Source organism: Burkholderia sp. S171 (assembly GCF_009766085.1).
Classification (GTDB): Bacteria; Pseudomonadota; Gammaproteobacteria; order Burkholderiales; family Burkholderiaceae; genus Caballeronia.
In genome coordinates this window covers 475,256-491,328 of the sequence record NZ_LMUF01000007.1, presented here as the reverse complement: position 1 = coordinate 491,328, position 16,073 = coordinate 475,256, and the positions used below count along the sequence as shown (strand labels likewise).

Sequence of the window (16,073 nt, the reverse complement as noted above, 5' to 3'; positions counted from 1 at the left end):
TCTTTTTAGTGTTTTCTCACGACTGCGCTTCGCCGATCAGATCCCGCACTGCATCGAGCAAGGTCTGATCGTGGAAACTGCCTTTCGCCAGATAATAGTCCGCGCCGGCATCCAGCCCCCGCTGGCGGTCTTCCGCGCGATCCTTGTACGACACGATCATCACCGGCGTCTCGCGCAGTTGCGAATCGCGGCGGATCAGCGTCACCAGTTCGATACCGTCAAGACGCGGCATATCGATGTCCGTGATCACCAGGTCGAAACGCTCGCTGCGCACTGCGTTCCAGCCGTCCATGCCGTCGACGGCGATGGTCACGTCGTAACCGCGCCCCGCCAGCAGCTTGCGTTCGAGTTCGCGCACGGTCAGCGAGTCGTCCACCACCAGCACGCGTTTTCTCGCGGCGGCAACCACGCGCACCGTGCCCGATGAGACACGGCCGAGTTCACCGTCGACAACCAGCTTTTCAACCGCGCGCAGCCAGTCGTCGAGATCAGCGATCAGGAGCGGGTCGCCGTTTTCCATCAACGCGCCCGCCGCGATGTTCGGTACCTTCCCCAAGCGTTTGTCGAGCGGTTGCACGACCAGCATGCGCTCGCCTAGAAAGCGGTCGACGACCACGCCGTAGCTCGCCGAGCCCTGTCCGATCACGACGACATTGAGGGTGTCGCTGATGGTTTCGAAGGTGCCTGAGCGGAGGATCTGGTGCGCGGTGACGATGCCAAGCCGCCGCCCTTCGAACGCGAAATGCTGATGCCCCTCAAGCAGATCGATGGATGCTCGCGGCAGGACCAGCGTGCGCGTGACGTGCGCGAGCGGCAACCCATACGGTTCGCCGTCCACTTCAACAATCAGGCTGCGGATCACGGACAGCGTCAGCGGCAACTGCATCACGAAACGCGTGCCGACCAGCGCTTCCTGCGTGACACGCAAGTTGCCGCGCACCTGCCGTACCACGTCGTGCACCGCGTCCAGGCCAACGCCGCGGCCGGAAACGTCGGTGACGGTATCGCGCATGGAAAAGCCGGGCAGGAACAGGAATTCCAGCAGTTCGGTATCCGAAAGACGCGCGGCCGTGGTCTCGTTGGCCAGGCGTTTCTGGACGATGGCCCGGCGCAGCGCGGGGAGGTCCACGCCGCCGCCGTCGTCGCTGACGCTGATGAAAAGCGAACCCGCGCTATGGCGGGCTTCCAGCGTGATGGTGCCTTCCGGCGGCTTGCCAAGCGCTGCGCGCAGCGACGGCGCTTCGATGCCGTGATCGACCGCGTTGCGCAACAAATGACCCAGCGGCGCTTCGAGCAGGTCGAGGATGTCGCGGTCCACTTCCGTCGCTTCTCCGGCAATCACGAAGCGCACTTGTTTATCGAGCGAGCGTGCAACGTCGCGGACCATGCGCGCAAAACCGCCGGTGGCATCGACGAACGGCCGCATCCGGCATTCGAGCGCTTCGTCGTAGAGTTGCTGCGACAGATGCGTCGAGCGCCGGTCGTAGTTTTCCAGCTCGGCCAGGCGCTCGCCGAGCTGGCGATGCGCTTGCGCGTTGAGACGGCGGACCTCGTCCAGCGCATCGAGCGTGCGCGCGTCGAGCGCCGCAGTCGGCGCAGCCGATGAACTCGATGCCGAGGTAGCCGCCTCAGTCAACGATTCGTGCAGGAAATCGAGCGCCCGGCTGGCGTCGCGCTGAATCCGCTTCACGCGCAGCATGGATTGCGCGAAAGGCTTGAGCCAACGCGATTCAACCAGCGATTCGCCCGAATGGCTCAACAAGCGGTCGAGGGTGTCGGCACGAACACGCAGCATGCGAGCCGGCTCGCGCAGTTCGACGGAGCGGGCCGGCTGCGGCGACGCGACTTCCACGGTTTCCTGTGCTTCTTGCGTTTCCTCTGTTTCCTCGACCACCGGCGCGGGGAGCGTCAGTTCATTCGATAAATCGAGGTCAGCGTCAGACTGTGGCGCTTCAAACACCGATGAGGACGGCGCAGCGGTCGGGCCGTTCATGCGTGCATTCAGGGAGTCGACGAATGTGTCCACATCCGTCTGCGACAAGGTTTCGTCGCCGGACCCCTGGCCGATCCGCAAGATCAGGTCGACACCGCTCAGCAGCACGTCGATCATGCCGGCATCCACGTTGACGCGCCCTTGTTGTGCGCCGACAAAGCAATCTTCCATCACATGCGCGAGGCTCACGCCGTCCGGTACGCCGACAATCCGCGCCGCGCCCTTCAGCGAGTGGGCTGCCCGCATGCAGGCTTCGAGCATCACGGGGTCGCGCGGGGCGCGTTCCAGCGCGAGCAGGCCGTCGCTAAGGATCTGCGCCTGCGCCCGCGCTTCCTCACGAAACAAGTCGATGAGCGATGTCTGGCCTCGGCTTGGCCCCTGGCCTGTTTCAGCGCCGCTCATGTGAGGCTCCGGTTCAAGGTCTCGAAAAGTTTGGCCGCGTCGAGCAGGCCCACCGTCACGCCCTTCCACGCCGTCACGGCCACCGCGTGGGAAGCCGACATGCTCGCTATGGTCGTCGGCACCGCCTGGAAATCCGCGCGCGCAAAACGATGCACGCCATCGACGGCATCAACGGGGAACACGATCGGGTTGCCGCGCTCGCCCACATCGCCGCCCGGCTCGACGACCAGCAAGCGCGCGAGATCGCGGGCATCGATACCCTGCTGGCCGCTATGTTCCTCCGGCCTGCGCCCATCCTGACCCACCGCCGATGCGATCCCGAACAAGCGCGCCAGCGACGCGCAGACGAGCAACCTCCCGCGTATATTCACCACGCCAAGTACCGCGCGATGACGCCGGTGCGGGAGCGAGTGAATCGGTCGCAACTGGGCGACCTGCTGGAAGATCGTGGTGGGCAAACCCAGCCATTCATCGCCGATGCGAAACACGAGCCACGACGTGGCATCGGCCTCGCGGGCCGCGTATTTGCCCATCGATTGCGCTGTCGGACGGTGCAGGACCTCTTGTCCGATAATCACCGCATCGGCGGATTGTTCACGGTCCAGCACGCGCGCCGCGGCAGCGTCGTGTACAGGACAATTGCGGCAATGAATGTAGTCTTCCAGACGCGGACACGAACCGTCGCCGCGAACGCCGATGCGGTTCCAGCAGTCGTCGATAGGACCCTCCATCTCGGCAAGCAATGACGGCGGTCCGTCCGAGGCTGAAGCCGAAACTGCTTCAAGACGCCCGGCGGTTTCATCCACGTCAAACCTCGCGTCCTGCTGGTCGCGCGGATCACTCATGGCGGCCTCGTGATGCACGTTCAGCACGTTCAGCACGTTCCGCGCGCGCCAACAACAACTGCGAGCCCGCACGATCGCCTTCCAGCCCGAGCACGGCGGCAAGATGCGTCAGCGCCTCACCATGCCCGGGATCAAGATAAAGCGCGCGTTTGTAAAAACCTCTCGCCTCGCTTTGCTCGCCTCGCGCATCCGCAATTACGCCGAGCAAATAGTAGGCGTCGGCGCTGGCCGGATGCGCCTTGAGATAGGTCCGCGTCATCTCGGCGGCGTCAGGCAAGGCGCCGGCATCGGCAAGTGCCTGGGCTTGTTCAAGCGTGCCCGGTATGGCGGCAGCCTGTGCGTTCGCTGCCGTGTCGAGTGCTGCGCGCGGGGTGCCAGCCGCAGGCGAGCCGAATGAAAACGAGCGGTTAAGTGCATCGTTCAGATTCATCGCCGACGCAGTTCGCTGGCCGAACGTATTGGCCAGGCTGGAACCCGCAACCGGCGCCTTGGGCGCCGCTGCTCGCGCGGCAATTTCCATGGCCCGCTCCGCGCTGGCGATGGCAGCGAACAGCGCGCGCGGCCGAACGCCCAAACCTTGCTCGTCCCAGCTCCGCTCACCGGTAAGCGTCGGCGGGGCTCCGCCCGACAGCTTGTCCGATAGTCCACCCTCCGGCCGTCTGAACGCAAACGCCAGCGCCAGCTTCGCCGACGCCATGCCCTCGCGCATCATCAACCCCGTTTCCGCCGGCCCGACAAACAGCGTCCCGTCTGGTGCGAGCAGGCCGTCCAGTACCCGCATGGCCGTGTGCTGTGTCTGCCGGCCAAGATAAATCAGCACGTTGCGGCAAAAAACGAAATCGAAGGGCTCGAACGTCTGTGAATCGAGCGTCAGCAGATTTGCCTGGCGAAACCGCACTCGCTCCGTCACCTCCGGCAGCAACCGCCATTGATCGCCCGCCTGTGCGAAAAAACGCTCGCGAAATCCGAGCGCGCGGCTGCGAAACGCGTTGCTGCCATAGTGCGCGTGGCGTGCAAAGTCGAGCGCGCGGCCGCTGATATCGAGGGCATCGATGGAAAAGCGCTCGGGTGCAATACCCGCGTCGAGCATGGCCATGGCGGCGGTGTAGGCCTCCTCGCCCGTCGAGCACGGCATGCTCAGGATCCGCACCGGCTTGAACGGCTGATCGAGCAGCCGCACACGCGCCAGCATGGCCAGCGCGTTGAACGCCTCGGCGTCGCGGAAAAACCAGGTCTCCGGTACGACCACCGCTTCGATCAAGGCCTGCAATTGCTCCGGCACGCCGTTCACCACAAGCCAGAACGCGTCGATGCTGGCCCGCGATTCATCCAGACCATCGGCACCTGCCGCTAACCAGGCGGCGAACCGGTCCGAGACGGCTCGTTCGATCGCTTTCTCGCCAATCGACGATGGGTCCAGACCGATCGTCCGTTGCAGAAGCCCGGCGAACTGCGCGACCTGCGCGTGCGGAAGCGGCTCGCGACGGCTTTCATGCATCTCGTGGATCTTGTGAAACGCCTCCGCCGCGCGACGGGCCTGATCGGAAATAGAGACGTGCTTCATGCTTCGCCTGGCGTAAAGAGTTGTGCCTGCACGTGTTGCGGCAACAGATGCTCAATGCGGACCCATTGAACGAGTCCTTGAGCGTCGCGTGCAAGCGGCCCGAGATAGCGCGCGTCAGTCGCCTCGACACCGGCATGCCTGAACGCGGCGGCGTCGAGCGTCAGCGTGCGCGTGGCGCGCTCGAGCAAGATGCCGAGGCGCTTATGTTCGATGCCCGTCGGGCTTTCGTGCGGGTAGTAGACCAGCGCCAGGCGCGTGGACAATCGTTCATGCGAACGCCGGCCGAGCGCAAGCGCAGCCAGGTCGATAACCGGCACCGGCAGATCTTCGTAATCCAGCACGCCCGCGACCCAGTCCGGCACGCCGGGCATCACCTTCAGCGGCACGAGCGACAGCATGCGCTCGACCTGCGAACTGTCGATCACATAGCGGTCGTTATCGAGCGTGAACTGGACGAAGAGCATGGTCTCAGCCGCCGGAAGACGCATTGGCAAGCGTGCGGGTCATCACGTCGCCACCTTGAAGCGTGACACGCCGGTGCGCAGGCCATTGGCGGTGTGCGTGAGATCGTCGATCGCTTGCGTCGACTGGCGCAGCGATTCAGCCGTCTGCTGTGCGGCTTCGGACAATTGCGCGAGCGCCTGCGTGATCTGGTCAGCGCCGGTCGCCTGCGTCTGCATGCCTTCATTGACCATCACAAACCGCGGCGCGAGCGTCTGGACCTGCTGGATGATCTGCGACAGTTGCCCGCCGACCTGCTGCACATCCGTCATGCCGCGCCGGACTTCCTCGGAGAACTTGTCCATGCCCATCACGCCCGCCGCGACCGCCGACTGGATCTCCTTCACCATCTGTTCGATATCGAAAGTGGCAACCGCCGTCTGGTCTGCAAGACGACGGATCTCCGTCGCGACCACCGCAAAACCGCGCCCATATTCCCCAGCTTTTTCCGCTTCGATCGCCGCGTTCAGCGACAGCAGGTTGGTCTGGTCGGCGACCTTCGTAATAGTGGCCACCACCTGGTTGATGTTGCTCGCGCGCTCGTTGAGGATGGCGAGCTTGCCGTTCACCGAACCCGCGGCCTCCATCACGAGCCGCATGGTGTCTTCCATGCGCGTCAGGCCTACCTGCCCTGTGCCGGCCAGCAGCGCCGACTGTTCGGCCACGCCGGACACTTCGTTCATCGTGCGCACGAGGTCGCGTGATGTGGCAAAGATCTCCCGCGACGTGGCGCCGATCTCAGTCGTCGTCGCGGCGGTTTCGCTTGCCGTGGCTTGCTGTTCGCGGGCAGTCGCAGCAATTTCAGCCACCGATGTCGTGACTTGCACCGCCGACTTCTGCGCCTGACCAACCAAGCCAGTCAGCTCGTCGGTCATGCGGTTGAATCCCGCTCCCAGCGCGCCGAATTCATCGCCGCGCTCCAGGTTCAGGCGCTGCGACAGGTCACCGGTGCGCATTGCATCGACGACCTCTACCAGCCGCTGCATCGGCACGGCGATCGCCCGGAGCAGCAAGTATCCCGCCCATGCGGCCACCAGAATGGTCACCAGCACGACCACCAGCAACGTGATCTCGGCCTTGCTGACGGAGTCACGAATGCTCTTCGACGAGCGCGTCTGCTGCTCGTTATTGCGCTCGACCAGTGCCCGCACCACGGTCCGCCCCGTTTCCCAGACCGGCGTGAGCTGGGTGTTGAAGGCGCTTGCTGCTGCCGCCTTCGAGGTCGCTACGTCGGCCAGGATCTGCTCCTGGATCGGCGCGTAGAGGGAGCGTTGCTGCTTGAAGTCGCTGAAGAGACGTCGGTCGGTGTCGTCGAAGACCGTGGCTGCGTACTGGTCGATCAGCTTGTCGAGCGAGTCGCGGGTTTCGGCAATGCGCTGGGTGTCGCGGCGGACCTGGTCAGGCGCGGTATCGATAAAAATAAGCCGCTGGGTCACCGTGTAGTTTTCGAACCACGCCGCACGGATAGTCGTCGCGAGATAAACGCCCGGCGACGAGTCTTCTTCCTGGCTGCGCGCATCCCGGTCGATCGCGCCGAGCAGGATGTATGAACAGACGGCCATCACCAACATCAGCGCGAGGATCACGCCAAAGCTCACAAGAATCCGATTTCGAATGGTTAACTGCTTCACGCATGAACCTTTTCAGTAGGGTTGGGCGTCAGCGCCGGCAATGGGCGCACGGCACCCGGATCAAAAAAGGGTGCGGCGCAATTTTAAGACGGAAAACAAAACGTTTTGCGGATAAATACAGGGTTTTGTCTGACGGCTGCTAATCGAACGGCGTCGCAGTCCAAAGTTGTGCACAGAAATTGGGGACCACCCTGTTGACAACCTTCTGACAAACCCGGGAACGCGTTGAACGGAAACGATTTTCAGGCGCCGCTTCAAAGTGCGACTTGCATGCGGATCGGGCCGTTTCAGCCAGCGAAGTTGTGCACACAATCTGTTGAAGGACCTGTGGACAAGCGTGAGGTTATCTTCTTAAGTCTTTGATAAATAAACATAGTTTCAAATCGACCCGTTTTGATCCACGCGTTGCGTGTTATCCGGCGCGTTGCCAAGCCAGTACGACCGGCGAGTTATCCCCAGTAATTGTGGGCAGGCTTGTTGATAAGCACGGGGCTCAACGCTTAAGTCGCTGATGCAGAACGGATTAATAGCGGTGACTCAAAAGCGTGTTGTGCGTGCCAGACGTTTCAGGGCAGACGGAATGCCGGTCGCTTCGCCCGAGCGACAGGAATGGCGCCGGTGCGACGGATGACGTCTCGAATCCGCTCGAGCAGATCGTCGGCTTGGTATCGGGCGTCCTGGCTGAGCCGCTCGGCAACGGTATCGAATGCCTGGTCGATACGCAGCAGGATCGCTTCCGCCTCGGCGCGCTTCAGCCCCAGGCGCTCGCCGTATGCAATGAGCTGCCCGGGCACGGGGAAAACCTTCGACTTGTTCAGGTTCAGCGCCATCCGGCCGTCGAGCAACGGATAGATGCCCGTGCAGACAACATCGTAGATGGGCGAGAGCCGGCGCGGCCCGGTAGGATCGGCATAGAGAATGCCGATGTTCTTCATGTGCGCGTCACCATCGCGAAGAAAACACGACAGCGCGACACGTTCAAAAAGCCGCAGCGATTGCGCGCGAAAATCAGCGCCGGTGTAGACCTCCACCGCTCGCCCGATCATCTCGTAACTGCCGCGGTATTTGTCGTTGCCGGTCAGCACGCTCATGTCCTCGAAGCCAAGCGGCGTGCCGTCCGGCGCACGATCGAAACGCGCCATGACGAACAGCAGGCCATCGTTGGAGAGCCAGAAATCAGGCACGTCGAAACCCGCCTCGCGCGCCACCGACATGCACAGGAATTCGTTGCGGGCGATCCCCTCATAGTCATCGCCTTCTGCCTTCACGATGACCGTGGTCAGTGCCAAGGTCGCGTGTGCGTCGAGGGTGGACGCGCCGGCGGGAATCTCGGGAGCAAGCGGCACCACCGTCTTCGGCTGCACGCCTGAAATGCCCGAGCCGAGCGCATATTTGCTCACCAGCCGCTCGAACAATTGTCCCGATGGCGACGACAGCAACTCGTCAAGCCGCTCGCCCTCACCCTCTGGCACGGTCTGGCCGTGCAGCGCGTAAGTGAGCCTGCCGATCTGGTTTCGCCCGGCGAGGAACAGCAGGAACATGTCGCTAGGGGTGCCGAAGCGCGCCAGCCGTTCTTCGATGATGTATCGCAAGTAACCTTCCGGGCGATTCATCGCGAATACGTTCATCAGCGCACCGCTGCTGTAGCTTTTGCGGCGCACGGGCATGGTCAGCGACACGGCCGCGTCCGGCTCGACTTCTCCGTAGTTGAAGACGAAGGTGCTCTCCTTCGCCAGCAGGCCGGCCATGCCCTGGGGCGTGTGAACGTCGAGCCGGCGGATTTTGTCGAAGAGATTTTCCAGATCGAATGGCGGCGCAGGCTTAAGCGACGACGGCGTGTTCATTCGTTCTCCCGGAAGAAGAAATCCAGATCTTCGAAGACCACCGTATCTTTCGGACGCAGCGTGAGGTCGAAGCCGAGCGCGTTGGCGATCCGGCAAAGCTCATGAAGGCCGACGTTCTGCCCGCCCTCCGCATTGGTGATTGTGCGCCGGGACACGCCCGCGCGATCAGCCAGCGTCTGCTGACTCATGCGTCGCTCACGCCGGAGGGAGCGAAGCTCCGCTGCCACACGCTCGAAATTGCTGATGGGGTCGGTGTATTTGCGCGTCATGATGCGCAATTGTAGGCTTTTTTAATGTTTTGGGCAGTATGATGCGCATTTTTATTGACCAATTTTTTGGTAGGCAACCGATGTAAAATGCGCATCATACTGCGCAAACTACCTATTATTTTTGCGTTTGCGCGTTAAAATGCGCAAATCGATCCCAAGAAACCGAGGTTGCTGACGTCTAAAGCACAAAGCCCCGCTTCGCGGGGCTTTGTGCAAAAACGCAAGCAGTGGGCAATCTATCGCCGGCTATCAACTCCCGCGATAAAGCGCCGCACTGGCCGGCGTGGATACCGCCGGACGGGCCGGGCCACCGCTTGCGCCCTTCGCACCCTTGCCACTATTAGACGACGAAGACGACGCCGGAGACGAAGCCGCCGCCGGATTCGCCACCCCCGGTTCCATATACCCGGGCGCACCCTTCGCATTTTGCTTTTGCCCCGGCGGAGGTGCGGACGGCGCGGCGCGCATGTCGGCAAGCATTTGCGTGCAGGGCAGCGGTTTGTTGTTACTCGGCGCGATCAACGGGATCAGTGCGGCAAACGGGTTGAGCAGACCAAGTCCGACCGCCGCCGCACCGCGGACCGCCAGCGCCCCGGCATTCACGCCCACATGCGGATCCTTGAACGTCCCCTTCACATACAGAGGCGAGCGCAGCGAAAACACCCGGAAACCCTTTGTGTGCGGATGAATGTTCAGGTTCATCTCCTCAGTCTTCAGATTGACGGTGCCGTCCATGTTGATCACGGCGTCGTCGGTATCGAGGGCAAACACGCGCGATTCCAGCACGCCATTGGTCGCGACAAAATCCGCCGCCGCGCAGTTGATCTTCACATCGTGTTTGCCGAAGAGCTTTTCATAGACCGCGTTCGCCACGTTCAGCCCCGCCGCTTCCATATACAGCCGGCTGACCGTGCCGTCGGTGATTAGCGTCTTGAGCTCGCCGTTCATGGTTCCGGCGAGTGCGGCGGGGGAATTGCCCGTCGCCGATAACGCCGCGTCACCGTTCACTTCGCCTAACGCTGATTGCATCGTCTTGACGGTCGGCAGCAACTCCTTGAGCTTCAGATGGCGCGCCGAAGTCGAGAAACGGCCTTGCAGCGGCTCCTTGCTGCCATCGAGATGAATATTCGACGATAACGTCCCGCCCGCCACGCCGAACGACAGCGGTTCGAACGACAGCACGCCGTCCGTCATGATCACGTGCGTATAGAGGTTGGTGATCGGCAGCGCCGGGTCCTTGATGATCTTCCGGCCGGTGAACTTGACGTCGGCATCTATCGCTTTCCATCGATCCGTCTTGAACTCCTCGGTCGGCAGCGCCTTCGACGACGGTTGTTTCTCCGTATCGCCGCGCTTAGCTTTGCTAGCGTTCGAATCGGCGCCGATGATCGGGGCAAGATCGGAAAACTGCAGCAGGTTGGAAACGAGTTCGCCCGAGAGCAAGGGCCGCGGCTTGCGTCCCACGAATGTCAGCGAACCATTCAGGTCGCTGCCGCCCACGCGCCCGGTAAAGTTCTCGTACCTGAAGACATTGCCGTCAGCCTTGAACTGGCCGACGAGCCGCCCTTCCGTTGCATACGGCGGCGTCGCGGGCAGCGTCACGCCGACGATCGGATACAAGTGCTCAAGGCTCACGCCCTGCAGCCAAAGCCGCAAGTCAAGTGCCGCGAGGTGAGCCGGATCCGTCACGGTTCCGACAAAAGCAATATGCGTGTCTCCGATACGAACATCCGCCTGCACGGGGAACGGGCGCATGGCGTCCTGCAGCGCGAGCACACCGCCGACCTTGCCGTCGCCGGACACCGCCACGTTGTTGTATTTACCCTTCACCGACCAGCCGATGCCATAAGGCGGCACGGGCGGCTTCGGCCCTTCCTTCGTGGTGATGCTGGTGTTCGCCGAGACGCTTGCCGGGTTCGGCGCGCTCGCTGCCGCAGCGGCAGCAGCCGACGCTGCGGAGGCAGCAGCGGCCTCGGATGCCGCCGCTTTATCGACTTGCTGGTTCAGCTTGGTCGCGCCGCTCTTGCCGACCATCTGCGCCGATGATTTCTGCGATGCCGCTTCCTGCTGCTTCATGACATCGCCGATGGGAATCATCTGGCCGAGCGTATTCACAACCGCCTGCATGTCCGCTTTCGTGATCTCGTCCGCGTAGGCAATCGTGCCTTTGTTCAGCGCGATGTCATGCAGTTGAAGGTTCCAGGCGGACGGTTCGGTGGACTGCTTGAACTTGAACGTCCAGTTATCGCGGTTGTCCTTGAGTCGCTCGAGATCGACCGACGGGTTCACGAGGTTGATCGATGGAATCACAATGTTGTGCGCGAGCAGCGGCAGGATCTCGACCTGGAAATCGATCTCGTCCAGGGTCGCGAAGAACTTCTGCTTGGTCCAGTCGGGATTCGCGACCGTGATTTTTTCAGCCGAGAAACGCGGCCACGGAACCCAGCGGCGCCAGCCGGTTTCGCCAGGCGGCCGTTGCCAGCCGACCTTCAGGTCGCCGGTAATCTGGAACTGCCGGCCGATAGCCTGCGAGACTTTATCGTCGACCCAGGGACGGGCCCGGTTCCAGTCGAAGGTCAGGAAAACGATGACCAGCACAGCGATCAGGACGATCAGAACCGCGACGATCCAGGCGACTATTTTTCCGATTTTCCGGCCAAGCGCCATAGTGGCTCCCTCTGTTTTTCTTGAAACACGGCACAGCACGTCGCGTGCCCGGCGATGTTACCGGCCAGTTCCTTGTGCAGAGCAAGACCGGTGCTCCGCAGTGCTCGACGCCCGAACCGCCCGATCAAGACTCGCGCACCCCTACGCGCCACGACTCTAAGGATCGCCTAAGCGGCGTTGATTTATGATGGCGCTCCAAGATCATTCCGAGCCTGTCTTCGCCATGTCCATGCAAGCCGACACGCCCCTGATTCGCGCGACCGAGCTCACCCGCTACGACCCGGTGCGCCACGCTGTCTTGCTGCATCCGACCACGTTCAGCTTGTCCGGGGGCCAGCGCGCGGTTATCACCGGGCCGTCGGGCTCGGGCAAGAGCGTGTTCCTGCGTGCGCTTGCGCTGCTCGACCCTGTCGATGACGGTGCGATCCAGTGGCGCGGCAACACCATCGCGCGCACGGGTATTCCGGCGTACCGGCGACGCGTGGCTTACATTGCACAACGTCCGGCCATGCTCGATGGCAGCGTGGAAGACAACCTGCGTTACCCGTTTTCGCTGAAGGTGTATCGCGACGTGCGCTTTGATCGTGAGCGTGTGATCAAGCTGACTCGCCGGGCAGGCCGTGAAGCCGATTTCCTCGATAAACGCGCGAGCGAGCTATCAGGCGGTGAAGCGCAAATTGCCGCGCTGATACGCGTGCTGCAAGTCGACCCCGACGTGCTGCTGCTCGACGAACCAACGGCGTCGCTCGATCCGGCTTCCGCGCTGGAAATAGAAGCGCTGGTCGGTGCCTGGTTCGATGATCGCCCGGGAGAACGCGCCAGCATCTGGGTGTCGCACGACCCGGCTCAGGCGCAACGTGTAGGCGAGCGCCAGCTCGTCATGACCGCGGGTACCCTGTCATGAGCGGCTATCAGAACCTGAGCTTGTTCGACATTGCGATCGCTGCCGGGTTGATCGTGGTAAACGGAGCGTTATCGGTTGCGTTGAAGCTCGATCTGGAACGCAAGCTGGCGTGGGCGGCGGTGCGCAGTGTCGTGCAACTGCTCGCGATCGGATACGTGCTCGGCTGGGTCTTCCAGTTTTCACGCTGGTACGTCGTATTGCCGCTGATGGCGTTGATGACGCTGATAGCGGGACTGTCGGCATCGAATCGCGGACGGCGCACCTACCTTGGACAGCGGGTAGATAGCGTCGTGTCGATCTGGGTGAGTTCGTGGCTGGTGGCCGCGGTGGGATTGTTCGTCGTGATCCGGATTCATCCGTGGTACGAGCCGCAATACGCCATACCGATCCTCGGCATGATTCTCGGCAACACGTTGACGGGCGTGTCGCTGGGTATCGAGCGGATGACGGAGGAACTGACGGCAGGACGCGGCGCGGTGGAAATGTCGCTCGCGCTCGGTGCAACGCGGTGGGAGGCGGCGCAAGGGCCGGCGCGCCAAGCCGTGCGGGCGGGCATGATCCCGACGTTGAACCAGATGACGGTCGTGGGACTGGTGAGTCTGCCGGGCATGATGACGGGCCAGGTTTTGGCTGGGCAATCGCCACTGCAAGCGGTCCGTTATCAGATCGTCATCATGTTTTTTATCGCGGCCTCGTCGGCTCTCGGAACGGTGGGCGCGGTCTTATTGACCTACCGGCGGCTGTTCTCGACGGAACACCGGTTCATGGCGTCGAAGCTCGTGGAGAGGGAAAAGCCCAAGCGCGGATGAAAGACGAGGGCAAAGCGTTGCCCGCGAGAGCTGGCGAACTACGCGCCGCCCGGCCGCCTGGCCAAAGCGTGAATCAGCGACTCTAGCCGGGCGAAGTCGACCGGCTTTGTCAGGTGATCCATAAAGCCGGCATCGCGGCATCGGCGGATATCTTCGTCCATGCCATAACCTGTTATGGCAACCGACGGTTTTCCCGGTTGCAAGTCAGTCCACGCGCGCGCGACCTCGAGTCCGCTGCCATCGGGTAGGCCGATATCGCTGACCAGCAGATCGAACACTTCGCCTCGGGCTAGAGCAAGCGCCTCGGCGACTGTCGTGGCAACGCCGACCTGATGTCCCAGCACCTCCAGCACCTGCGCCATGGCGGACGACGTGTATTCGTTGTCCTCTACGAGCAGCACCTTCAACGACCGCACGATCTCATCCGGGTCCTGCGCGGCGCGCGGCGAAGTTTCATCTTCCGGCCCCGCCTTTACGAGCGGCAACGTCAGCGTGAAGCGGGCTCCTTGGTCGCGCCCATCGCTCTGGGCGGTCAGCGTTCCGCCATGCTTCAACGCCAGTGTGCTGGCGATAGCCAAGCCCAGCCCCAACCCGCCGAATGCCCGGGTGATGGAATCGTCGGCTTGTTCGAAGGCCGAAAAGATCCGCGGCAACGCTTCGGCACTAATCCCGATACCGCTGTCGGTGACCGAAATCGCGATAGTCGACGCATCCGGATTCCACATCCGCACCGCAATACGCCCACCCGCCGGCGTGAACTTCACCGCGTTTTTCATCAGGTTCCACACGATCTGCTGCAAGCGGGCGGCATCGCCGAAAACCAGCGTGGAGGTAGCACCCAACGTTGTTTCCAGCATCAAGCCCTTGCCGCGCAGATCGGACTCCGACATATCGAGCGCGCTCGACATCAGCGTCTCCAGCACCACATTCGCAAAGTTAAGCGAAAGTTTGCCGCGCGCGATGCTGGTCAGGTCGAGCAGATCGTCGATCAAGCGCGCCTCCAGCTCCACGTTGCGCCGGATCAGTTCGAGCGTTGCCTGGGCATCGGACGGCAGCGCGTAACGTATCTCCAGCAAACGCACGGCGGCAACGATCGGTGTCAACGGCGTACGCAATTCGTGCGACAACACCGCCAGGAAATGATCCTTCGCCCGATTCGCGGTCTCGGCCTGTTCCTTCGCCACGCGCAAGGCATCGGCGGCCATGTGCTCTTCGGTGACGTCGCGGATGATCTTCGAATAGCCGATCAGCTCGCCGTTATCGGCACGAATCGCTGTCGTCACGCCCGACGCGAAGAACGAGCGCCCGTCGCGGCGCCAGAGCCAGCGGTCGTCGCTTGCACTGCCATCGACTTGCGCCGTCTCCAGTTCCTGCGCGAACACATGGGTGTCGCGATCTTCCTGGCCGTAGAACACCTCGGCGGACTGGCCGACCACGTCCTGCGCCGCAAACCCGAGAATTCGCTCCGACGCCGCATTCCACGTCCGGATCCTGCCCTCCTGATCGAGCGTGATGACGGCGTAATCCTTCAGCGCATCGACCAGCAAACGGAAGTGCGTTTCCGTCTCCCGCAGCGCGCGTTCGACCGCAATACGCTGCTGGCGTTCGGTGCTTTCCGTCAACGCGCGCCGCACGACGGCAGGCAGACGCTGCAGGCGCTGCTTGAGGACATAGTCGGTGGCGCCGCGCTTGAGCATGTCGACGGCATGCTCCTCGCCGAGCACGCCGGAGACGAAAATGAACGGCGTATGCGGCACGCGCTCGCGGGCGATCGCCAACGCTTCGACGCCGGAGAACACCGGCATCACGAAGTCCGCGAGGATCACGTCGAAGCTGGATGTGTTGAGCGCCGCTATAAAACCTTGCTCCGTGTAGACGATTTGCACGTCGACCGCATAGTCGGCGCGCTCCAACTGGGTCAAGGTCAGTTCCGCGTCGAGCGCGTTGTCTTCTACGAGGAGCAGATGCAAAGGCTGCATGGTCAGGGCACTCAGGCGAACCAGCGCACGCGATACTGCCGGGCAGGTCGCATCGGGCAAAACAACGAAAGGACCAGCGGACCCAGGCCGTTACGCCGGGCACCGTGCAGGAGGAATATGCCAGTGTGCACCAGATTCATTCCGGCGCGGACTGACGGCGAACCCGCATTGACCCGGGCGGTGGCTCGTTGAGCACGGCCCAGAACACGCCGAGATCGGCAATCGCCTGGACAAATTCGTTGAACTCGACCGGCTTCACCACATAAGCGTTCACGCCGAGCGCGTAGCTGCGCACGAGGTCCTGCTCCTCGCGCGACGATGTCAGCATGACTACCGGAACCGCCTTCAGCGTTTCATTGGAGCGGATGGTTTCCAGCACTTCCAGGCCGTCGATTTTCGGCAGCTTCAAGTCGAGCAGGATGACTGCGGGGTTGCCTGGATTGCGGCTGCTCCACTCGCCTTCGCAACGCAGGTAATCGATTGCTTCCTGGCCGTCGCGCGCCACGATCACTTCATTGGCAAGCTGGCTTTTGCCAAGCGCCACGAGTGTCAGTTCGAGATCACTGGGATTATCTTCGACAAGCAAAATGGGTTTCAGCATGGTCCGATATGACGGGTTGAAATGAAAGGTGGCGGGATCGGTCGCTCGCAATCGCTCGGCAATC

Annotated in this window: 12 protein-coding genes; 2 read left to right on the top strand and 10 right to left on the bottom strand. The window is 62.5% G+C overall.

Features of this window, described 5'->3' with window-relative positions; translation table 11 throughout:
• Positions 1–16: 16 nt before the first annotated feature.
• The 8 genes from GSQ93_RS05160 to GSQ93_RS05125 form a co-directional block, all read right to left on the bottom strand.
• Positions 17–2,395: a hybrid sensor histidine kinase/response regulator gene (locus GSQ93_RS05160; protein WP_158934517.1), complete on the bottom strand. Its 2,379-nt coding sequence runs from the start codon at positions 2,393–2,395 to the stop codon at positions 17–19.
• Positions 2,392–3,126, bottom strand: a complete 735-nt coding sequence (locus GSQ93_RS05155) for a chemotaxis protein CheW (RefSeq protein WP_158934633.1) — start codon at positions 3,124–3,126, stop codon at positions 2,392–2,394. Before GSQ93_RS05155 ends, GSQ93_RS05160 begins: the two co-directional genes overlap by 4 nt.
• Before the next feature lie 106 nt (positions 3,127–3,232).
• Positions 3,233–4,804: a protein-glutamate O-methyltransferase CheR gene (locus GSQ93_RS05150; RefSeq protein WP_254073750.1), complete on the bottom strand. Its 1,572-nt coding sequence runs from the start codon at positions 4,802–4,804 to the stop codon at positions 3,233–3,235.
• The gene (locus GSQ93_RS05145; protein WP_254073749.1) at positions 4,801–5,292 is read right to left on the bottom strand and encodes a chemotaxis protein CheW; all 492 of its coding nucleotides are present in this window, start codon (positions 5,290–5,292) and stop codon (positions 4,801–4,803) included. The genes GSQ93_RS05150 and GSQ93_RS05145 overlap by 4 nt, the downstream gene beginning before the upstream one ends.
• Before the next feature lie 18 nt (positions 5,293–5,310).
• On the bottom strand, positions 5,311–6,936 hold the full coding sequence (locus tag GSQ93_RS05140; RefSeq protein WP_158934516.1) for a methyl-accepting chemotaxis protein: 1,626 nt from the start codon (positions 6,934–6,936) through the stop codon (positions 5,311–5,313).
• Positions 6,937–7,502: 566 nt separating this feature from the next.
• Positions 7,503–8,780: a type II toxin-antitoxin system HipA family toxin gene (locus tag GSQ93_RS05135; RefSeq protein WP_158934515.1), complete on the bottom strand. Its 1,278-nt coding sequence runs from the start codon at positions 8,778–8,780 to the stop codon at positions 7,503–7,505.
• The gene (locus GSQ93_RS05130) at positions 8,777–9,049 is read right to left on the bottom strand and encodes a helix-turn-helix domain-containing protein (RefSeq protein WP_158934514.1); all 273 of its coding nucleotides are present in this window, start codon (positions 9,047–9,049) and stop codon (positions 8,777–8,779) included. The genes GSQ93_RS05135 and GSQ93_RS05130 overlap by 4 nt, the downstream gene beginning before the upstream one ends.
• 249 nt (positions 9,050–9,298) lie before the next feature.
• Positions 9,299–11,716 (bottom strand): AsmA family protein, encoded by a 2,418-nt coding sequence (locus tag GSQ93_RS05125; RefSeq protein WP_158934513.1) that lies wholly within the window; start codon positions 11,714–11,716, stop codon positions 9,299–9,301.
• A 187-nt stretch (positions 11,717–11,903) separates the two neighbouring features.
• Here GSQ93_RS05125 and GSQ93_RS05120 point away from each other — a divergent pair, with 187 nt between their 5' ends.
• Both GSQ93_RS05120 and fetB read left to right on the top strand, forming a co-directional pair.
• A complete protein-coding gene (locus GSQ93_RS05120; RefSeq protein WP_254073762.1) occupies positions 11,904–12,620 on the top strand; it encodes an ATP-binding cassette domain-containing protein in 717 nt (238 codons plus the stop codon).
• Entirely contained in the window at positions 12,617–13,429 is an 813-nt protein-coding gene (gene fetB, locus GSQ93_RS05115) for an iron export ABC transporter permease subunit FetB (RefSeq protein WP_158934512.1), read from the top strand. The genes GSQ93_RS05120 and fetB overlap by 4 nt, the downstream gene beginning before the upstream one ends.
• Positions 13,430–13,467: 38 nt before the next feature.
• Here the strand turns inward: fetB and GSQ93_RS05110 are convergent, their stop codons facing one another.
• Both GSQ93_RS05110 and GSQ93_RS05105 read right to left on the bottom strand, forming a co-directional pair.
• Positions 13,468–15,408: a response regulator gene (locus GSQ93_RS05110; protein WP_158934511.1), complete on the bottom strand. Its 1,941-nt coding sequence runs from the start codon at positions 15,406–15,408 to the stop codon at positions 13,468–13,470.
• Positions 15,409–15,544: 136 nt separating this feature from the next.
• A complete protein-coding gene (locus tag GSQ93_RS05105; protein ID WP_158934510.1) occupies positions 15,545–16,009 on the bottom strand; it encodes a response regulator in 465 nt (154 codons plus the stop codon).
• Between the last annotated feature and the right edge of the window lie 64 nt (positions 16,010–16,073).